Origin of the sequence: Streptococcus sp. A22, assembly GCF_043674215.1 — a bacterium.
In the GTDB taxonomy this organism is placed as follows: Bacteria; Bacillota; Bacilli; order Lactobacillales; family Streptococcaceae; genus Streptococcus; species Streptococcus suis_V.
Map to the genome: position 1 here is coordinate 31,395 of NZ_JBIMJQ010000013.1, position 21,601 is coordinate 52,995.

The following is a 21,601-nucleotide window of genomic DNA, read 5'->3' on the forward strand; positions in this document are numbered from 1 at the left end:
CCGGAATGGAGCTACATTCTCACCTGAATGCAGAAAACCAAACTGCCTTTGAGCATGTTATTCGACACTTAAAGGAAAAAGGTGTTCGCATTACAGAAACACGTAAGGCCGTTGTAGCCTATATCATTGAAAGCGACGATCATCCAAGTGCTGAAATGATATATAAAGACCTCCTGCCCAACTACCCTAACATGAGTTTGGCAACTGTCTATAACAATCTCAAAGTGCTCTTGGAAGAAGGATTTGTCACTGAACTCAAGCGGACCAATGACACGACAACCTATTATGATTTCATGGGCCACGAACATCTCAATGTCATCTGCGAAAAATGCGGGAAGATTACCGACTTCATGGACGTAGAAATTCCTAGCCTCAAACGCGAAGCCCACGAACAAACAGGTTACAAGATTACCAAGGAAGTCCTGTCTATCTACGGGATTTGCCCGGATTGCCAAACTAAGTGAGAATCCGAAAAAACGACCACAGCGGTCGTTTTTTCGTTTTATGGGAATTGTCTGACAACTCTTATTTAAAATAATTCTAAATAAGTATTGACTTTTTATTTAGAATTGTTATAATTAACTTATCCTAATAGATAAGGAACTTAAAACAATGTTAGACAAATTAAAGAAAAATATCCATATTATCACGACTGCACTCTGTCTCTTCTTCATTATCGTTGGTATCATCTTGCTCAACACAGGACAAGAGGCACTTGCAGCACCTTCCTTCATTTTGGCCTTTGTCATCGGTGGCTACCTGTCTGCCAAGGCAGGACTTTCTGAGCTGATTTTCGACAAGCACCTGTCTGTCGACGTTCTCATGATTTTGGCAGCCATCGGCTCTGGCATTATCGGCTACTGGATGGAAGGTGCCCTGCTCATTTTTATCTTCTCCCTTTCTTCTACTCTGGAAGAATTGGCCATGGAAAAGAGCAGAAATGCTATCGCCTCACTCATGAATATGACACCGCCAACTGCACGAAAAGTCGATGAAAATGGTGAGATTACTGTTCTGGATACGGCATCTATTCATGTCGGTGATACCATTCAGGTTCGTAAAGGCGACACCGTTCCACTTGACGGCACCTTGCTCAGCCCTCAGTCTATTTTTGATGAATCTATGATTACTGGTGAACCATTGCCTGCGGAAAAAGTAGAAGGCGCGACGGTCATCGGAGGGACCATCAACCAAGGTCCAACTGTTCTGGTGCAAGTAACTGCCGAAAAGGGCGACGCCCTTTTTGATAAGATTGTTCAGATGGTGGAAAACGCCCAAGAGAACAAGTCGAAAACAGCTACTTTTATTGAAAACATGGAAGATACCTACGTCAAGATTGTGCTTGCTGTAGTCCCACTGTTCATCCTCTTTGCTCATTTTGCTTTGGGTTGGGAATGGTTGACCGCCTTCTATCGCGGTATGATTTTATTGACCATTGCTTCTCCTTGCGCCTTGGTGGCATCTTCTTCTCCAGCTACCTTGGCAGCCATCAGCCGAGCTGCTCGTAAGGGCATGATTATCAAGGGCGGTGATATTGCAGATAATATCGCTGGACTGGAGGCCATTGTCTTTGACAAGACAGGCACCTTAACCATCGGGAAACCTCAGGTTGTCGATGCTACTTATCTTGGGGAGCAAGATTTGATCAAAGAGGTGGCCCAAGCTGTCGAAAAACAATCTAGCCACCCGATTGCTCAGGCCCTCATGACCTATACGGCTGACAGCTCTGCTATTGCCCTCCAAAGCCTAGAAGACGTGACCGGAAAAGGCTTGGTGGCTGGCTATGAGGGCGACAGCTGGAAAATCGGTAAGGCGGGCTTTGTGGTGGACAGCTTGGTCAGTCCCCTGTCTGCTGGCTTGCTGGCACAGATCGATGAGGCGGAAAGTACTGGGAAAACCCTGGTCTATGTCAGCCAAAATGATGTGCTGGTGGCGATCTTCATGGTGGAAGATAGTTTGAAACCTGAGAGCAAGCAGCTAATGGCCCAGTTGAAAGAAATGGGAGTGACGCCAATTCTCTTGACGGGCGACCAAGAAAAGACGGCTCGTTACGTGGCGAGTCAGGTCGGTATTGACCGTGTGATTGCCAACTGTCTGCCGACGGATAAGGCTGCTGTTATCCAAGAATTACAAACCGAGTTTGCGTCTGTCGGCATGGTCGGAGACGGCATCAACGACGCTCCCGCCCTGGCTCAAGCCAATGTCAGCTATGCTATGGGAAGCGGAACGGACATCGCTATGGAGTCAGCTGACATCGTACTCATGGAAGACCTGACGAGAATTCCTTACTCTATTCGTCTCTCTAAGAAAATGCGGGGCATCATCAAGCAGAACATCATCTTTGCTCTATCTGTCATTGCCCTTCTTATCATCTCCAACCTCTTCCAGTCTATCAACCTGCCACTCGGTGTGGTGGGCCACGAAGGATCAACGATTTTGGTGATTTTGAACGGGTTGAGACTCTTGTATTTTAAATAGCTTCAAACCGCCATATAGTTGGCGGTTTCTTTATTGATATGGAAAAATACTTTTATTATTGAAATGAATAGAGATTTACAACCTAGCCTAGCTCATACAGAAGGTGCTTCATTCAGTTAGACATTGAACCAGATGGATAAATCCTCATCGGAAGCATAGTATTTCCAAGCAACCGAAAAGCAAGTTAGATGCTGATAGTCTTCTATCCATTCACGAAAATAGGGAATTCCTAACATGTTTTCATCTACTTCAGCTTCATCGTATGAGTATGGGTGCGCGACAACTCCAATATCGTAATCCCCAACTTGCCAATTGTTCCCGTATTGATGTTCACCGCCTAAGTTGTCAATCAATCTGCCAGTTCTAAAGTCAATATCTGTACAAATCGATAAACTCTTAAAATCAACAAAATCCGGCGCAAAAGGTTTCAGATGATAACTTCCTTCCACAAAGTACGTATCCTCAAGATTTGGATACCGAGCTATAATGGACATTTTTATGGGCTGACCATTAAATTCCAACCAGAAATTGCCGATCGGAGTTTTCAAGAGGTCGTAAGCTACCGATGAATCGGCTGGGATTTTTTCTTCCGATAGATCACAGATATAGCCGTGAGTTAGTAAATTCTCCAGTTTTTCGGCAATTATTTCCGACCACTCTCTTGACTTACCAAGCACAGTTTTTATCTTGTTGAGAGGATAGGGAGGACGGTCTGCTGGCGCGGTAATGATAGCCACTACTGGAACAGCTTTTTTTATAGCTTGCTTGCCAACTAAAACTTCCACCCAGTCTCCCCTTTCTATCGTTTGGTCAGGACAATAGTAGGTATAGGGTTTGCCGTCAACTGAAAATTGTACCTGGCAAAATCGTAGCATTTTATTCGGTTTCCATAAGAGAGCCGGCTCAAGAGGTCGTTTTTCAAAGTAGTGTACCTCATCTCTATCCCACCAGTCCTCCGTCATCCAGCTATTGCAATAAGGACAAAAATGTTCGTCATAATCATCTAAATAACATGGGGCTATACCACAAGATGGACAAGGCTTCCCATCCTCATCGATAAAACCATCTAATTCAACACCATTGATATAGAGACCATAGTCATCCTCCGGTTCATACACATGCGTTTCAACAGAATGCGGTACACAACTCAACCAGTCATCCAAAGGCAAAGAAAGAATACTATAAATCTTGACCTCACTCCATCTCTCCTTGAGAGATTGACCATCATAGATTTTTGCCTCAAAGAGCTCCTGAGCTGTATTAAATCTACCTCCATCTGGTAGATCTGACAAACCTGCCCAGTAGGGAGCTTCATTTCCTGAATATCCAATATATCGAAGAGTATCCTGATTATCTGTCTCAAAACGAAAAGCAGTCTCATCAACATTCATCCCCGCCTCAAATTCTTGCAAGAAATAATCATACTGCAAACGAGTAATGGCTGGATGCCCTACTGTAGTCGGTTTATGGGGAATTCCCAACTTAAAACTTTCTGCCGAGAAGGAAAAATAGCCATTTACAAGCTGAAATTGACAAGTAGTGCCATCATATAAAACTTCATAAATCCACCACCTCGAAAGTCCCTCCATGTCTTGCATTCTAAAATCTGTCACTCCCTGGCATTCCAAATCCCAAACCAAGGCTGGCGCATTAGAAGGACTTTCTGCTAAACAATCCTCCTCAATGGTTAAACGTAGACTAGCTGACTGACTATCATAGGAAAAAGAACCAATCAAATAATCATGAAACTGTCCAACAGATAAGAAATAATCAACCAATTTCCCAGGTTCGGTAATGTACCCTATTCTCTTTGTCCACATGATATTCTCCTCTCACAAATCACTCCTCATAATATCTCGGTAGGTCAAGCAAGGTAGCCCTGTCGAGCCAGTTATTCTTATTCTCCAATAAATAATACCAGACAATATGATCTGAGTCGGCCAGTGCTTCTTCAAACTCATATCTAGCCTCTACCCATCTTCCAAAGTCATCATCATCATCTAGTAAATAAATCTCTTCTTGGACACCATGATTCCAATAAAAACGAGAAACATAGATACAATTTTCTTCAACCGCATACCACTCCAAGCTATGGTCCAGTTGAATAGCGGCTCTAATCGCAGCGATAGGAACATCACGTTTTGTCGCAAACTTTAGGACCATCAAGCCATCTGACCGTATCTTATGAGTGAAGCCATAACCATAATAGATGTATTCACCGAATTGTTCCCTATATTCACCAATATTTTTCACACAGACAAGTTTATTAAAACTAATATACGGTGGATCAATCCTTTTTTCGTCTATCGGGTAGTAATCTAAAAAGTAGGTTTCAAAAAAATCTTTGGAACAAATGACCTGTTGATAAACATAATTTGCCATAACATATCCACCCTCCATTCCTAGTTTTAGTATAGCACCTTATCTGAAAAAACTTGCCAAAAATGACAAGTTTTCCTTCAATTTATCCAAAAGATTTATCAATCAACTCCTGCATCATGCCTTCCTTGGCATAAGGAACAGTATCTACTTGTAAGAAGTTTTTCCGGCTAATGGTGTCAGGTAAGGTGCCAAAGATGAACTCCAAAGCGATCTTATGGATAATAGCCGTTGGCGCAAAGCCGTAAACTTGCTCTTCCAAGATATGCTTGAGCCGCTCATGCCCTTCTGGAAAGGCTGCTTGTAAGCCTTGGCTATTATAGAGGCGTTTGACCAACTCTGTGATATATAGCCCTGACTTCATATAGAGGTCAATAAAGGTTTTGGATGGGTCGTCGAAGATACCAGGATTTTCCTTTTCCAACTCATCCACCATTTTCTGAACCACCTTCTTCGGTGTGAAGATTTGGTTGGTCTTTTGAGGTGGAATATAGTCAAAGATGTCTTCTGTCCTATCTTCAAAATAGTTTGCCAACTCTGCTTTTTTCCGTAAAAATTCTTGGATGGCCTGATCAAAGGTCGGCTGGTCAAAGAGATGGCCGGCAAATTCAGGTCCACCATCACGCAAATAACGGAATTGGTTGAGGTTGATGCCCGTTACCTCGATGAAGACTTCATCTGGTACGTAGCTATCGAAGTTTGCTAGGGTTAGATGTTCATCTCCATAAGCCATGATGAAGCTTGGAATGGTGCGTGCAAAGCCACGTAAGTGACCGCGAATCTCGTCCTCAGCCTGAGCCTTGGTGCGTTCTCGCTGTTTGACTTCCTGTTGTTTGACCAGATCATGCGGCAAATCCTGCACTTTTTCTGCCAGCCGTTGCCGTAACTCTGCTTGATGGGCTTGGTGCGCTTCTATCTTCTTGGCTTGATAGGCCTGCTCTAGTTCCTCTTGTTGCTGACTATCCACCGTTTCCTTCAAGGCTTCTTGGTATTCATTTTCGAGATGAGCCTGCTGAATATCAAATTCTTTTTCGCTACGCTGGATGAGGCTTTCAATCTCCGTATGAATCTGCTTCTCAATTTGTTTACTTTCCCGGTTGGTCAAGTCATAGCCAGCAGTTAGGTCTGCTACCAAGGTAGAAGATATTTCTTTCTGAACCGTTTTTACAAAAGCCTTGTCAACTGTTTCTACCTGGTCAACCAACTCTTCCACAGTGTCTAACAGATCATAAACTTTTGTCCCAAAAAGGACTTCTTGACGGTTGATGACCAAGTCTTCTGCCACCTGAACCTGTCCTTCTTCATCCACCTCAATATCTGGAAATTCAAGTGTATCAGGTGCATGACTGATTTTCCCTTGTTGCTCAACAGGGAGTTCATCCAAGATGTCCAAGACTAGCTGACTAGCACGGAAAATGCCTGCGATATTGTCAAATAGGAAGTTGGACATAAAGCCACGCTTGATGACTTCTGCTGCTCGTATCTGGCTTGGAATGGTCATGACTGCCTGAGCGTCAATTTCCACCATCTTGCCTTCCCTATCTTCTGCGATAACAGGGAAGAAGTTGAGCAGGTTGCGGATATTTTCTTCTCTAGTTTGACTGATTCCTGCACCACCCGCTGTCGCTAGACTGAGGTTATTGGCAAAGTCACTAAAGAGTGACAGGGTCCGTTCAGGAGCAAAATCAAAGACATAGGCCCGCTCTTTGCGGTAAACCTTGTCTCCTTCCACCCAACTGTAAGGGTTTTGGGCACGAAAGGCAGCCTGCATATAGAGGGCTGGAGATTGAAGATTGCTCAACATCAAGACTGCTGTCCACTCTGGAATGGTCACACCAGTCGTCAACTGACCGACAGACAGGGTGATGGTATAGTCATACTCAGCAATGGCCTTCCTGACCATATCGAGCGACTTGCCATTGGCTTCTGTATCCTCAGCTTCTCGCTGACTGACAGAACCTGCAGCCAGCACAATCTTATACCGGTCAAAGGTTGGATGGTCTTCCAACAAGTCTTTCAAGGCCTTGGCAGAGGCCACTCGGTCTAATAGCCAAAAGCTGTGCTTGATTTCCCGACGGAGCTCTCTAGTTGAAAATGGGTATTTTTCATTAGTGGTCAGGGTGTTCAGCCATTCTTTGACTTCTCTCTCATGGATAAAGCTGCCTGATTCATTGGTCGCAAAAAATTCATTCAAGTCAAAGGCAAAATCAACCGTTTCACTGCCAAAATCCGCACCATCTCGAACCCTGTCCGTGATCATCTTGGACATCTGGTAGGTGAACATGTTGAGCTGGGGAAGGTTTTCATAGGGATTTTCTTGCTCGGAGCTTGAGAGCCAATCTTGCTTGGCAGCCTGCTCATCCGCATAGGACCAGTTGTATATCTGGTTTTCCGAAAATTTGCCCTTGGCTAGAGCCTTAAAGGGAGTTCCAGACAAGTGGAGGGTAAAGTTGCGCTGGATTTGGTGAAAGGCAACATCTGTTTTTTCCGTATCCACTCCTTCATGGGCCTCATCAATGACCAAGAGATCCCACTGGGTCTTGGCTACCCACTGCAATTTATCATAAGCGCCGCCGAAGTATTTGGACCCTTTCAGATCTTGAAGGCTTAAAAAGGCGATTTCCTTAGCGTCTTCCTCGGTAAAGAGGAGTTTATGGAAGTCCTCTCGTGATAGGGATGGTCTGCCCTTGAGGGAATCCGACTCCGAAACAAACTTATAGGAGGTCGATCCCGCGATAAACTTATGAAAATCATCAAACCAGGAATTGGCGATGGCTGGGCGGTTGGTCACAATCAAGACTCGGTCACAGTTGAGTCGCTTGACCAAGTCATAGGTGGCCAGGGTCTTGCCAAAGCGTGGCTTGGCATTCCAGAGAAACTCTTTCTTACGCGCGTCCTGATTGGTCTGGATATAGGTCAAGGTTTGCTGGACAGCTTCTTCCTGCTCCTGTCTGAGCTGGTAGTCTACCTGCTCCCCAGGCTGGTAACCTGAAACATCATGACGGACAAACCTGTCAAACAGGTGGTTGGCCTGTTCAGGATGACCATTGAAATAAAACCACTCGGTCTTGGGACGGCGTTCGATGGCATGGAAGTTCAAAAACTGGTGGAAGTCATGGTCTTTGAAGGGCTTGCCCTTGTCTGGCTCTTCGATGTACCTAGCCTCCTGCTGCCACAAAATAGACGGCTCAATCCCCGCCGTATGGGTCTGCTCCTTAATCCTCTGCTCCACCTGACGCTCGGTATAGCCAATCTTGATCCAGCCGTCATTGGTCGTCACATGGGGCGTGGTATAGGCGTAGATTTTGGGAGAAATCTCTTCTGAAGTTTTAATCAAAACGGACATAGATTACCTACTTCTCTTTTATAAATCTTACTCACTTCTCTTCGAAAATTTCAACATTCAAAAACCTAGTCCATTGGTCTGATGTTGGTTTCAAAGAAATCAATAACCTCTTGAGGGAAGTTAAACAAGGCATATAGCTGTGCGTCAATCTCCGCCACCGACTGGGACCAGTCGATGACAGAGCTTGACGCAAAATCAAACAGCGGAACTTTTTTCCAAGAGGAAGGAGGGTTATCTTGAGTCAATTTTAAAATACCTAAAAATCCTCTAGCAAACTTAGTTTTTATATACTTCATACAAGCTTCAGCCTCTTCTTTGGTTTGAAATTGACCAATAGATACAAACGTTTGGGAATACCCGATTAGGGGTTCCCCGATTAGGGGTGTACTTAACACTTCTCCTAAAGCTCCGCTACCATTTGCTTTAGGAACCAATATTTTCCAGTATTTTAAATTTGGATGTTCTCTTACATATGACGATTTAATATATTTTTTTGCTCGTTCATTTCCATCTCTACCCACAATTTGTAAATAAGTAGTTCCATCTTGTGGTTCTATATCAAAAAAAACTTCTGGATAACGTGAAAAAATATTTGTTGAAACTGATTTCCTATGTGATTCATCTGTTCTTGAGAGTAACTCTGGATTCTCTTCGAACATGACATCTGTTAATTTATGACTGTCTGAGCCATACATAATTTGATCCAAGGTTTGATTCAAATAACCAGATTTTTTCACAATTCGATAGGCTAAATCCAAAAGCGGAGATGAAATAAAGGTATCAATCGGTTCAAAAAAGCTGTCATTATCATGGTAAGTAATCACAACACCACCTTTAATATCGGTTCCAGGAAATACATTGCCACTTTTTAACTCATAGTAGCAAATTTTTAAATGCTCATCTTCAAGCATTTTCTTATTCCATTTTTTTGGAGTGGCTCCTGTATTTGCTAAAAAACGTGCCGGTGTGATAAGAACAGCCTTGTCCCCAATTTTATAGGATTCTTCCATGAATAAATTATAAATCGGTCTTGCTTGGGTATTGGCTCCTTCAATTTCCTCCTGATACGGTGGGTTTCCAATGACAACATCAAATTTCATAGGGCTTTCTCCTTGTGATAGACGCTTAAAATCTATCAACTCATTTGTTTTCCAATCTTTGATTTGTGCCTTTTGTGGCTGGCTGGTCTGCTCTGCTATTTCCTCAAAAAGGCTGAGTTGAACAGCTTCCTTTGCTTGCTGGGAGTAGGGGCTGGTATAGGTCAGGCCGTCCATCTGCAGGACATTGTAGGAAATAATCTGGGCAATGGTCTGTTTCTGGCTGGGGCTGGGTTCCTGGGCAAACTTGGCTTGGTAGTAGTCGATGAAGCTGGCTAGGAGGTTTTCACGCGCCAAGAGTAGGGAGTCTCCTTGATACTCATAACCGTAGGCGTTCTGGTAGGCGGTCACCGCCCCTTGGAACCAGACTTCTTCCTCATGGACTTCCTCAGATAGACGGTGGAGCTTGCGGTCCAAAAAACCGACCCGCTCCTCAAGGTCGAGGGCCTGTCCAGTCACCGTATCGTAGCGGGAGACCATGTAAGGGGCTTCCCCGCAGGTGATTTCCAACCATTTGAGGTTGAGGTAGGCCTCTAGGTCTAGATCTTGGAAGTCTTGGTCCACGGCATCAATCTGCTGTCTGACCAACCAAGTTGGGGTAAACACCTCTGCTCGGACCTTGGTGCGGTCTTTTTGCTCGTACTTGGACTTTTCTGAACGTGGCTGGATGAGGTTGGCATAGGGACCCGTCACTCTAGTAGGAGTGATTCGGTCATAAGCACCGAACCCTTTTCCCAGCAACTCATAGGAATGTGTAGCCCAAACAATGGACTTGTTGGTCGTTCGATCTTTCAAGAGGGTCCTAAGAAGACCAGAGGACTCTCTCGCTAATGTTTCTTCGCTAATATCTATGGTCGTCATAAGGCACCTTTTCTCTTTATTTAACTTCTATTATACCATTTCTTTACAAGTAATAAAATCGTTTTCAGAGGAGTGTAAAAAATAAAAAATAAAAAAAAAAGCATTGGGTTGAAAAGAACCTCCTTATATGAACAATATAAGGAGGTTCTTTTCAGGGCTTTTTCTTTTTTTAATAAGTAGCCAGACGTTTTTCCAAGCGTAACTGCCCCACAGCATAGAGTGTACAAATGACCCAATAAATCAAGGCTACGCAGATATAGACAGTCATGTAGTCTGACTTAGCACCGCCGACGATTTTGGCCTTGTTGAAAATTTCAGGCACTGTAATCATGGCTGTCAGCGAGGTACTTTTTACCATGTCCAACAGAACATTGCTCAAAGGCGGTAGGGCAATGCGGAAGGCCTGAGGAATGATAATCTTGCGGTAGATAACATTGGTCTTGAGGCCCAGACTGCGTGCCGCCTCCCATTGACCCTTATCAATAGCCGACAGGGAAGAACGGATGATTTCCGAGATGTAGGCCGATGACATGGAAGTAAAGGCAATGATGGACGCTGATATCGCATCCAGCTGAATGCCCATAAAGGGCAGACCAAAATAGATAAAGAAAAGCAAGACCATAAGCGGAATACCCCGCATGAGGGAAATATGAGCCATAGCCAACCAGCGGAGGACGGCAAGCTTAGACATACGCATCAAGGCTACAAAAAAGCCACAAAAGGTCCCTAGGGCAAAGCCGATAAGAGATAGAGCCAATGTGTAGGGCAAGCCCTCTAGAATAAGCGGAATAGCCTCAAAAGCTAGTTTTGGATCAAAAACAGCCTGCCAATTGATAGACATAGAGAAATACCTTGGAGGCGCCGACCAGGTCAACACCCGTCCTTTCTTTACTAGATAAAAAGGTAGGAATCACTTCCAACCTTTCTGATGTTTAGTCAACGTCTACTACTGGCAACTCATCTGCACCTTCAGCAGGTTTGGTCAAGTCTTGACCAGCATAGTGTTTTTCTGAGATAGCCTTCAAGCTACCATCTTCTTTCATTTCTTTGATGACCTTATCCAACTCTTGCTTCAAGCTGTCATCTTCCTTGCTCATGACAATCACAGATTCGTTTGGATTGTAACGAACATCACCCATCTTCACTTTGATATCTGGGAATTTTGCAGTAATCATCTTAACTGCGACCACTTGTGTGAAGTAGTCATTTGGAATAAAGTCTGTACGACCAGTGGATACATCGCGAAGGTAAACGTCGTTGGTTACGTTGTCGTAGATAACTGGTTCTGCGCCTTGCTTTTCAGCAATCTTCATGAAGGTTGTACCAGCACCACCACCAGCTTTTTTACCCTTCCAGTCTGAAAGGTCTTTTGCTGTGATGTTTGATGAACCATCTTCACGGACAATCATACCAGATACAGAATACTTGTAAGCCTCAGAGAGGTTGTATTTTTCCTTACGCTCAGCTGTTGGCTGTAGGTTGTTTACTGAAACATCTACCTTGCCTGAGTCTACTGATGTCAGAGCTTCTGCCACACCGATTTCTTGGAATTCTATTTCGAGGTCCAAGCGCTTGCCGATTTCCTTCATCATATCGACTTCATAACCAACCAATTCCTTCTTGTCATTGTAGTATGACGTTGGGAAAAGCGTACCTGGGGTCGCAACTTTCAAGACACCTGCTTCCTTGACTTGTTCCCATTTGGTTGGTTCTGCAGTTGCTTCTTCTGTCTTAGAAGCGTTGCTTGAGCAAGCTGCCAACGTTAATGTAGATACAAGAAAGGCTGATGCCAACAATTTTTTCAACATGTCAATCTCCTCTGGAAGTGACAAACTTCCTTTTTCTTTATTTTTGGTGTTAACCCACCAACTTTAATAGGGTAACATTTTGAAAAAGATTTGGCAAGAATTTGGTACCGTTTTTTGTAGCCATTTACATTCTAAACAAATGAGCATCTTCCAAGTCCTGGGCTAGCTGTAAAAGGATATCTTCTCGGCCCTTAGCTGCTGTCAATTGGACCCCTATCGGTAGGCCTTCTTTGGTAACATGCGTCGGCAAGCTAATGGATGGTTGGCCTGTAATATTGGCCTGTTGCGTAAAGGGAGTAAGAGCGAGACTGTCCGCAAACATCTCCCAGATCAAGTCCTGCTGAGCAGCCATTGAATATTCCTGGGTCTGCTTGAGGCGGGTTTCTAAATCAACAGACGGCTGAAATTGACCATGAAGAGGAGCCACATCTGCCACCGTGGGAGTCAGGAGAATGTCGTAGGTCTGGTGAAATTCCTGCATAATGGCACTGTAGCGGTCCCAATCCTGTAAAACCTTAGAATAAAGCTTGGCCGGTATGGTTTGACCGCTCTGATAAATGGCCCAGGTCATGGGCTCCATGTCATCCAGAGTCATTGGGCGTCCAAAAGCCGTTTCAATTTCATCAAACATCTGAGCAGTCTCTACGCTATTCATAATATAATAGGACTGCATCACTTCACTCCCGTCCAAGGGCTGTCGCTGTAATTCCTCCACTTGATGACCCATCCCTAGAAGGTGGTCGACCAGCTGAAGAACCGCCGTCTGCGCTTCCAGACTAACCTTGCTACCAATAGGGGATTGACGGGTAAAGGCAATTTTCAAAGGGCGATTAAGAGAACTGAAAATCAACTCTTCCGACAGGGTTGCCAAGGGAAAAGGCGACTCAACCTGATAGGTTTGAAAATGATAAAGCAGCCGCTTGGTGTCCCGCACGGACTTGGTCAAGGCAAAGTTGCTAGAAGCCCCCTGCCAACCTCGGAAAGACTTGGGACCGACAGGAATGCGCCCACGACTGGGCTTGAGACCAATCAAACTATTGAAGGACGCGGGAATCCGAATGGAACCACCACCGTCCGATGCTGCCGCAATGCTAACCATTCCAGAAGCCAGGGCTGCAGCTGCTCCTCCGCTTGAACCGCCAGCATTGCGCTTGACATCTGATGGGAGATTGACTGGACCATGGACCAGAGCATCCGAGATATTTTTAAAGCCAAACTCCGGAGTATTGGTCCGACCCAGAATAATAAAACCCAGATCCTTGAGAGCTTGCACATACCTATCCGTATAGCCGACCGAATGACCCTGAAACAATCTAGAACCCGCTGAAGAGGGATGCCCCTTTTCATTTTGCCCTAAATCCTTTAACAGCAACGGAACCCCAGCAAAAGGTTTACCCAAAAAACCTTGCTCTTCTGCCTCAGCTAGAGCCTGGTCATACTGGGTGTAGACCACCGCATTAAACTGCGGATTTAGCACCTCTATCTTCTCGATAGCCTCTTGGACCAGTTCCTTGGCCGAAACCTGTCCGCCATTGACAGCCTGAGCCTGAGCTGTCGCATCCATCCATTCCATATCTATACCTTTCTCTTTTGTAAATAGCAGAGCTGCTAGCTAGCCTGATGGCAAAACTTGATTCGACTATATGCCATACTTCTCCTGAAACTCCTTAATTCCTCGTCCCAGGTCCATAAAGTCAGCCATATTGTCCGACGAGGGATAATAGTTTGAAAGCCTAGCACCATTTCTCTCTAGGACGACCTCAATTCGCTTCTGCATATCCTCGACTGTCAATTCACGACCAACCAGGTCTGAGAGATTGGCCATAGAATCTGGATTGACCTGGGGATAGCGGTCTAGTATCGGTTGACCACCACTACTCTCTTGGTAAAAATCAGCCACCAGCTGGCCTCGTTCTGCTTGATTGCCTGATACGCTGATATAGGCAGAAATGGCAATGGCTTCTTGGTAAATCCGCTGGGCCAAACCAGCAAACTTCCGCCCCTTGATACTAAGGTCGTAGGTTCCAGGGCAGTAGGAAGTTGCCACCTCACCACTGGCCACCTCAACGGGAAAATCTGAAAGCGCCTGGGTAATCAGGTCCACCATGACCTGATAGCTTTCGTAGAGGTTGACCTGATGCCCTTGAGCATTCGGCAAAATCAAGGTCAGATTGAGTACGCCTTGGTCAGCCACCACTGCCAAACCACCCAGACTACGGATAATAGGGCTGTAACCAGACTGTTTAATATGAGCCAGACCGGCCGCCAAGTCCGGCACCTGACTGTCCATCATGCCCAATATGACCGTCGTATCCATGGGCCAGTAGTGCAGAATGCCTTGCTGGGGCTGTTGATTGACCTCGCGCAAAAAGACTTCTGTCCAGACCAAGGGGCCCTGCTTACTCCCTGCCAGACCCGAACGATCCTGGTATTTTTTCAGCTCAAGACCAGTCAACCACTTGTCCATCCGTCATCCTTTTCATTTCTACTAATGCTCTTATTTTACCATAAGACTAATGGAACTATTTGAAGAAAATACTGATATAGAAAAAGAGGTTTGATATAACATCCAACCTCACATTATTTGAACAGTAAAAACACTTTAACACAGTGGTTGATTGGCTTTCACAGTTTGATTTTCATTGGGTATGATACAGAAAAAGGACTGGCAGTGCCAATCCAATCTCTCTTATAAATCTTCAAAAGCGTCCTTGACCTTGTCGAAAAAACCTTTTTTCTGCGGATGCACATTGATATTACCTGCTACCGCAAAGTCTTTTAAAGCTGCTTTCTGGCGGTCATTGAGCCCTGTTGGTGTCACTACATTGACAGTGACATACTGGTCACCCATGGCACCCCCGCGGATACTTGGCGCACCCTTGCCTTTAAGACGGAAGGTCTTGCCTGTCTGCGTTCCCTCTGGAATCACCATATCCACATCACCATGAACCGTTGGCACATGGACGGTGTCACCTAGTGCAGCTTGAACAAAGTTGAGGTCCAATTTGTAAAGAATGGTCGTACCTTCACGCTCAAATTTATCCGATGCCTCGACTTGAACGACTACATAGAGATCTCCGTAAGGGCCTCCGTTAAATCCAGCTTCACCTTGACCAGCCAGACGGATACGCTGACCAGTTTCGACACCTGCAGGAACCTTGACCGTAACAGTGTGAGCCTGTTTCTCATGACCAGTTCCACGACAGGTCGTACACGGATCCTTAATCTGCTTGCCACGACCGTGACAGACATCACAGGTCATCTGACGGCGCATGGTTCCAAGTGGTGTCTGTGTATCAACATTGATAACACCAGAGCCATGACAGCGTCCACAAGTTACAGGACTGGTCCCAGGTTTGGCGCCCGAACCAGTACAGGTACGACAAGTTGCCTCACGGTTGTAGGAAACTTCTTTTTCAGCACCGAAAATAGCCTCTTCAAATTTCAAATTGACACGGTACTGCAAATCATCTCCCTGACGAGGTGCATTGGGATTACGTTGAGCAGTTCCACCGCCGAAGAAACTAGAAAAGATATCCTCGAAACCGCCGAAACCAGCACCGTCAAAACCACCAAATCCGCCACCGCCGAAGCCACCATTGGCTCCAGCCGCACCAAATTGGTCATAAGAGGCACGTTTTTGAGGATCGCTCAAGGTCTCGTAGGCCTCTTGAACTTCCTTATATTTATCTTCCGCACCAGCATCCTTGTTAATGTCTGGGTGATATTTTTTTGATAGCTTACGATAAGCCTTCTTAATCTCGTCTGGCGAAGCGTTCTTAGAAACCCCCAGACGATCGTAAAATTCTGTGTTGTTCATAGTTTATGATACAAAAGGCGTTAAGAAAACCGTATGAAAATAGAAAACTAACGCAGTGTGTAAAACACACTAGGAAGTTTATCTTTTTCACTAGGTTTTTAGCCTGTGTTCGAATAAACGAACTTGTATTCCTTTCTTTGAAACTTAGAAAGTAGCCCGTGTTCGATTGCGAACACTTTCCTTTCTGTAAAATTTGAGATGTCAAATACAGTCATTCCAGTCCTTGCTAGAAGTTACTTAGCAAGCGTTTGGCAACTGCCCTACCTGACATGGGATTTTGCCCTGTCACAAAGCGACCATCTTGTATGGCAAAAGAAGTGTAGGGAAGTTTCTTTTGAAAATCAGCCCCACGTTTTTTGACCTCAGTTTCTGTGATAAAGGGAACCTTTTTCAGTTTTCCACTAAGAATTTCTTCCCATTTTGTGAAACCGGTTATCTTCTTACCAGCAATAAGATAACGGCCATCCCTATCACGAATATTTAACAAACCTGCAACACCGTGACAAACTGAGGAAATATATCCACCTTGTTCATAAATAGAATTAGCAATTTCTTGCAGTTCCTTGTTGTCCGGAAAATCCCAAATCACACCGTGGCCACCCGTATAATAGATAGCGATGTAGTCCTCAGGTTGAACATCTTCTGGTTTAAGAGAATGTAGCAAGGCACGCTCCTTAAAATCGGCGCTTTCAGATAGTTGTAAATCTTCTTTCGAAACATAGATACTTTTCAAGCTGCGAGGATCGATTGGAACATTGCCACCCTTTGGGCTAACATAGTCCACTTCAAATCCTGCTTTGGTAACTTCATCTACAAATTCTGTCGCTTCTGCTAGCCACAGACCTGTTTTTTCTTCATCATTTTTGTATTGAGATACATTGGTCAAGACGACCAGTATTTTCTTCATATTGATGGACCTCGTCTCCTCTTTACCCAAAAACAGAGGCTGGGTTGCAACCTCTGCTTAATTTTATAAATAGTCTCTCAACCAATCAGGCATTGAAGGATCGTCGATTTCCCAGGAATCAACTTCACGCCCCCCTGTCTCGCGAACATTTTCATTTCCATCAAAGAATTTTGAAGACGAACACTTATATTTTACTACTCTGTCACCCTCTAATCTATACTCGTTCCAGTATTTACTACCTTTAGAGTACCCATCCCAAGAATTTGTAGTATATATTGTAGACATATTCGCCTCCGTATTATTGGTTTACTTTTCAGTAAACTCGCCATCTACCACATCATCGCCTGCGTTGTTAGCTGTTTGAGCACCTTCTTGGCCTGCGGCTGCTTGTTGTGCTGCTGCGGCTTGCTCGTAGAGTTTCACTGCAAGGGCTTGAGCTTTTTCGTTGAGGTTTTCAAGTTTAGCCTTCATGTCGTCCAAGTTGTTAGCTTCTTGAGCTGCTTTCAACTCATCAAGAGCTGCTTGAGCTTGATCGCGTTCTGCATCGAAGCCTTTGCCTTCCGTTTCTTTCAGAGTTTTCTCAGTCGCAAAGATTGCTTGGTCCACATCATTACGAAGGTCCACTTCTTCCTTACGTTTCTTATCTGCTTCTGCGTTTGCTTCTGCATCTTTCATCATGCGGTCGATTTCTTCATCTGTCAAACCTGAGTTAGATTGGATAACGATTGTTTGCTCTTTTTGCGTACCAAGGTCTTTGGCTTTTACAGAAACGATACCGTTCTTGTCGATGTCGAATGTTACTTCGATTTGTGGAATACCACGAGGTGCTGCAGGGATGTCTGTCAATTGGAAGCGACCAAGAGTCTTGTTGTCTGCTGCCATTGGACGCTCACCTTGAAGCACGTGGATGTCAACAGCTGGCTGGTTGTCCGCCGCAGTTGAGAAGACTTGTGATTTAGAAGTTGGGATTGTTGTGTTACGGTCGATGAGTTTTGTAAATACACCACCCATTGTTTCGATACCAAGTGACAATGGTGTTACGTCAAGAAGGACAACGTCTTTCACATCACCAGTGATCACACCACCTTGGATTGCCGCACCCATGGCAACCACTTCGTCAGGGTTGACAGATTTGTTTGGTTCTTTGCCAGTTTCTGCCTTAACAGCTTCTACAACGGCTGGGATACGAGTTGAACCACCGACAAGGATAACTTCGTCAATTTCTGACAAGCTAAGGCCTGCATCTGAAAGAGCTTGACGAACAGGAATTTTTGTACGTTCTACAAGGTCGTAAGTCAATTCGTCAAATTTTGCACGAGTCAATGTCATTTCCAAGTGAAGCGGACCTGCTGCACCTGCTGTGATGAACGGCAAGCTGATTTGAGTTGATGTTACACCAGAAAGGTCTTTCTTAGCTTTTTCAGCTGCATCTTTCAAACGTTGAAGGGCCATCTTGTCAGCTGACAAGTCGATACCATTTTCTTTCTTGAATTCTGCTACCATGTGGTCGATAATCTTTTGGTCAAAGTCGTCACCTCCGAGCTTGTTATCACCTGCTGTTGCAAGTACATCAAAGACACCGTCACCAAGTTCAAGGATAGATACGTCGAAAGTACCTCCACCAAGGTCGAATACCAAGATTTTCTCGTCTTTGTCTGTCTTGTCCAAACCATAAGCAAGGGCTGCTGCAGTTGGCTCGTTGACGATACGTTCTACTTCAAGACCAGCAATTTTACCAGCATCTTTAGTTGCTTGACGTTGGGCATCATTGAAGTAAGCAGGAACCGTGATAACAGCTTTGGTTACTTTTTCACCAAGGTATTCTTCAGCGTAGCCTTTCAAATATTGAAGAATCATAGCTGAGATTTCTTGTGGTGTGTATTCTTTGCCGTTGGCTGAAACTTTTTCAGAAGTTCCCATTTTTGATTTGATAGAGATAATGGTATCTGGGTTGGTTACTGCTTGGCGTTTTGCCGCATCACCAACGATGATTTCACCATTTTTGAAAGACACAACAGACGGAGTTGTGCGGTTTCCTTCTGGGTTTGCGATGATTTTTGATTCAGTTCCTTCAAGGACTGCAACTGCTGAGTTTGTTGTACCTAAGTCAATACCGATAATTTTAGACATATGTTTTACCTCTTTTTAATTTACTTTCTTTTCAAGTAGTTTTACGACATTTCGGTCAAGTTTTCTTTTTTTGGAAAATAGCAGAGCGACTACTCTGATACGACCACCATAGCCGGTCTCAACAGACGTTCATGCAACTTGTAGCCTTTTTGGAAGACTTGTGCGATGTGTTCTGCTGGGCAGTCGTCTGTGGCTGGGACTGTTTGAATGGCCATGTGAAGATTTGGGTCAAAGACATCTGTAGCGACTTCTTCCACCCCTTCTTCTTTGAGGGCCTGAATTAAACTTTCCTGTACCATTTCAAGGCCTTTTTTGACATCTTCTGTCAGGCCTTCGACTTGAAGGGCACGCTCCAAGTTATCCAAGCTCGGCAAAATTTTCTTGGCCAAGTCTTGCGAACGGTAACGCTGAATGGTTTGGCGTTCCTCGTTGGCACGGCGTTGGATATTTTGCATTTCAGCATGGGCACGGAGGTACTTGTTTTCAAATTCCTCTGCACGCTCATTTGCCAAATCCAATTCTGATTTTTCAGGTGTCTCCACAACTTCTTCTGTTGCTTCAACCTCTTCTACGATTTCTTCGTTTTTGATTTCTTCTGACAAAGCATTCTCCTTCTAATTGACTTCATAATGATTACTACTTAAATATCTGTAATAATCGCTTAATTTCATAAATAGGACGCGGCTGATGATATTGATCAAGCTCATCTGCCTACGGTAGTCCATGTCAACTGGACCGAGCAAACTCATCTGAGCCATGCCCCGATAGGGGATAGGAAAGCGATGATGAATGACCGTCACATCTGCAAGGGCCGGATCGCTGTGTTCCGCCACGGAAATACTAGTCTGCTGGTTTGGCGCCAAGCCTTGCCGCAACTCTGGGGCTAATAACTGTGGGCTATCCAAGAGTTGATAGGTGGCCAGATTGCCGTAAGTCAGAGAGGCGACTTTTCCACTGATGAAGACTGATTCTTGGAAAAGATTGGAAAAGATATAATCCATCAAATCCAAGACATTGTCCGTCGTGGTGAAGTAACGTTGCACTACCTGGGGAATCTCCGTCCGCAGCTTGTAATGGATTGCCAAGACCGTCTGCCCAACGAAGCGCTCATCAACTAATCGTTTGAACACCTCCAAGTCCCTGGTCAAAAAGTTCTTGGGAATGGCAAACTGGACAGTGACAGGTTTGGACTGGTCCAGAGTCAAGACTGCCAGAGCATCGTGGCTACTGAGTTGCACGATGTCAAAGGAAGTCAGCTGCTGACTGGTCGGCTCCACATCTAAGATGACCGAGGTGTAGCCTGTCAAATCCGCTAGGACCTGACTTGCCCGCTCCAAGATGTCCTCCAGCTTGAAGGCTTCAAAGTCGAAGGCCTTGACCACTTGATAAACATCTTCTTCATCGATATGTTCCAGATTAAGCGAGTGGTTGACAAAGTATTGAAAACCAGCCCGACTGGGCATCCGACCACTTGAAGTGTGAGCCTTTTCTAGCAAGCCCAGTTGCTCTAGCTTGGCCATGTCATTGCGAATGGTAGCAGAGCTAGAAGCAATCATTTCCTGTAAGGCCTTAGAACCAACTGGCTCATGATGGCGCGTAAACAATTCAACAATCAGATTCAAAATATCATTTTGACGTTGGGTAATCATCTTCGCTCCTTTCATGAACACTGTTTTAGTTACGCTCAATGAAAATCGACAGTAGCCTAGGAAGCGAGGCCGAATGTAGAACTGTGGTTCACAAAGGCAAGCTGACAACGGTTAGTGTTGATTTTCGAAGAGCGTTAGCACTCTATGATGTCGAGTGCTAACCTATATACTCCCATTATACGCCGAAAAAATGGATTGTCAAGAGAAAAAACCAAAAAATTAGCACTCTTTTGCTTAGAGTGCTAAAAATCAGTCTGAGGACCTAGTTACTCTTTTACCATACGATAAAAACGGATGCCTAGTAATAATAAAAGCGGAATATAAATGATAGAAATACCTAAGACAAAACCTGGACGCGAACGCAAACTTGTTCCCAGTAGAATGCCGTACAGTCCCAAAGATGGCAAATAGCGTCTTTGGAAGATTGTTTTCACAAACTCCACTTTATTTTCTCTATCACCATATAATTCAAGCTCTCCCATCTTCGCAGGTTTCCTAAAAATATTGAAATTTTGGCAGGATACGACAAACTCCCATCCATATTCCTCGTACATATGCAGATAGTTTTCTCTATCTTTATTTTTTGCTTTCTTGAAATCAACCTGATACACAACCCCTTCTGGCAGGCATTTTTCAAAATGATAAAACAAGAGCCAGCTAATCTTAACTAGTTTCCACCCTTGCTGATGCATCTCACTGAGATAGTCTGCTTGCTGACTGAAATCTGTGATAAAAAATACCTTGAACTCTGTCCTAGTCTCCATCATTTTCTCCCTTGCTATTTCGATAGAGCCGTTCAATCCGAGCCAATTCTATGTCTAGGATTTCTCGACCTGTTTCTGTTATCCGATAAAACTTCCGCTTATCTTCTTCCCTGACAAACCGAATCAAGCCGTCCTTTTCCATTTTCGACAGGGTGCCGTACATGGTTCCAGGGCTAATCACGACTTGCCCTGCCGTGACTTCCTTAGTCTTCTGTGTAATATCGTAACCATGTCGTTCTTTCTGTAAATGAAAGAGAATATAGAAGGCTGTTTCTGTCATGGGAAGGTTCTGTTGCAAAGTTTTAAATAAAGAATAAAATCCCTTACGGTATCTATGATTTAAGCTGGGATTCCCAATAATA

At 44.5% G+C, this 21,601-nt stretch carries 17 protein-coding genes; 2 read left to right on the forward strand and 15 right to left on the reverse strand.

Translation table 11 applies throughout. The annotated features are described in order from the left end of the window. Positions 1–5: 5 nt before the first annotated feature. Together perR and ACHBHN_RS06720 are read left to right on the forward strand one after the other, a co-directional pair. On the forward strand, positions 6–464 hold the full coding sequence (gene perR / locus ACHBHN_RS06715; protein ID WP_105123573.1) for a peroxide-responsive transcriptional repressor PerR: 459 nt from the start codon (positions 6–8) through the stop codon (positions 462–464). A 148-nt stretch (positions 465–612) separates the two neighbouring features. Further along, a complete protein-coding gene (locus tag ACHBHN_RS06720; protein ID WP_394733824.1) occupies positions 613–2,478 on the forward strand; it encodes a heavy metal translocating P-type ATPase in 1,866 nt (621 codons plus the stop codon). A gap of 116 nt (positions 2,479–2,594) precedes the next feature. On the opposite strand, the gene ACHBHN_RS06725 is transcribed toward ACHBHN_RS06720, so the two are convergent. The 15 genes from ACHBHN_RS06725 to ACHBHN_RS06795 form a co-directional block, all read right to left on the reverse strand. Beyond that, positions 2,595–4,298 carry a hypothetical protein gene (locus ACHBHN_RS06725; protein WP_105123571.1) on the reverse strand — a complete coding sequence of 568 codons (1,704 nt, stop codon included), beginning with the start codon at positions 4,296–4,298 and terminating at the stop codon, positions 2,595–2,597. A gap of 19 nt (positions 4,299–4,317) precedes the next feature. Continuing rightward, on the reverse strand, positions 4,318–4,731 hold the full coding sequence (locus ACHBHN_RS06730; protein ID WP_394732409.1) for a hypothetical protein: 414 nt from the start codon (positions 4,729–4,731) through the stop codon (positions 4,318–4,320). A 211-nt stretch (positions 4,732–4,942) separates the two neighbouring features. Next, positions 4,943–8,203: a DEAD/DEAH box helicase family protein gene (locus ACHBHN_RS06735; protein ID WP_394733825.1), complete on the reverse strand. Its 3,261-nt coding sequence runs from the start codon at positions 8,201–8,203 to the stop codon at positions 4,943–4,945. Between the two features lie 65 nt (positions 8,204–8,268). Continuing rightward, the gene (locus tag ACHBHN_RS06740) at positions 8,269–10,161 is read right to left on the reverse strand and encodes an Eco57I restriction-modification methylase domain-containing protein (protein ID WP_394733826.1); all 1,893 of its coding nucleotides are present in this window, start codon (positions 10,159–10,161) and stop codon (positions 8,269–8,271) included. A 169-nt stretch (positions 10,162–10,330) separates the two neighbouring features. Continuing rightward, positions 10,331–11,002 carry an amino acid ABC transporter permease gene (locus tag ACHBHN_RS06745; RefSeq protein WP_105123055.1) on the reverse strand — a complete coding sequence of 224 codons (672 nt, stop codon included), beginning with the start codon at positions 11,000–11,002 and terminating at the stop codon, positions 10,331–10,333. A 91-nt stretch (positions 11,003–11,093) separates the two neighbouring features. Continuing rightward, positions 11,094–11,969 carry a transporter substrate-binding domain-containing protein gene (locus ACHBHN_RS06750; protein WP_172095529.1) on the reverse strand — a complete coding sequence of 292 codons (876 nt, stop codon included), beginning with the start codon at positions 11,967–11,969 and terminating at the stop codon, positions 11,094–11,096. Positions 11,970–12,093: 124 nt separating this feature from the next. Next, entirely contained in the window at positions 12,094–13,542 is a 1,449-nt protein-coding gene (locus tag ACHBHN_RS06755) for an amidase (protein WP_394733827.1), read from the reverse strand. A 66-nt stretch (positions 13,543–13,608) separates the two neighbouring features. Beyond that, on the reverse strand, positions 13,609–14,436 hold the full coding sequence (locus ACHBHN_RS06760; RefSeq protein ID WP_394733828.1) for a lipoate--protein ligase family protein: 828 nt from the start codon (positions 14,434–14,436) through the stop codon (positions 13,609–13,611). A gap of 222 nt (positions 14,437–14,658) precedes the next feature. Next, positions 14,659–15,789, reverse strand: a complete 1,131-nt coding sequence (dnaJ, locus tag ACHBHN_RS06765) for a molecular chaperone DnaJ (protein WP_105123051.1) — start codon at positions 15,787–15,789, stop codon at positions 14,659–14,661. A 226-nt stretch (positions 15,790–16,015) separates the two neighbouring features. After that, positions 16,016–16,696 carry a type 1 glutamine amidotransferase domain-containing protein gene (locus tag ACHBHN_RS06770; protein WP_105123050.1) on the reverse strand — a complete coding sequence of 227 codons (681 nt, stop codon included), beginning with the start codon at positions 16,694–16,696 and terminating at the stop codon, positions 16,016–16,018. Positions 16,697–17,002: 306 nt separating this feature from the next. Then, positions 17,003–18,826: a molecular chaperone DnaK gene (gene dnaK / locus ACHBHN_RS06775; protein ID WP_024417547.1), complete on the reverse strand. Its 1,824-nt coding sequence runs from the start codon at positions 18,824–18,826 to the stop codon at positions 17,003–17,005. Positions 18,827–18,915: 89 nt separating this feature from the next. Beyond that, a complete protein-coding gene (gene grpE, locus ACHBHN_RS06780) occupies positions 18,916–19,428 on the reverse strand; it encodes a nucleotide exchange factor GrpE (protein ID WP_002943082.1) in 513 nt (170 codons plus the stop codon). Positions 19,429–19,440: 12 nt separating this feature from the next. Next, positions 19,441–20,475, reverse strand: coding sequence for a heat-inducible transcriptional repressor HrcA (hrcA, locus tag ACHBHN_RS06785; protein ID WP_238708744.1), 1,035 nt, complete (start codon positions 20,473–20,475; stop codon positions 19,441–19,443). A 266-nt stretch (positions 20,476–20,741) separates the two neighbouring features. Then, positions 20,742–21,239: a DUF2812 domain-containing protein gene (locus tag ACHBHN_RS06790; RefSeq protein WP_029187636.1), complete on the reverse strand. Its 498-nt coding sequence runs from the start codon at positions 21,237–21,239 to the stop codon at positions 20,742–20,744. Next, positions 21,229–21,519, reverse strand: coding sequence for a PadR family transcriptional regulator (locus ACHBHN_RS06795; protein ID WP_050573140.1), 291 nt, complete (start codon positions 21,517–21,519; stop codon positions 21,229–21,231). Before ACHBHN_RS06795 ends, ACHBHN_RS06790 begins: the two co-directional genes overlap by 11 nt. Positions 21,520–21,601: the final 82 nt, after the last annotated feature.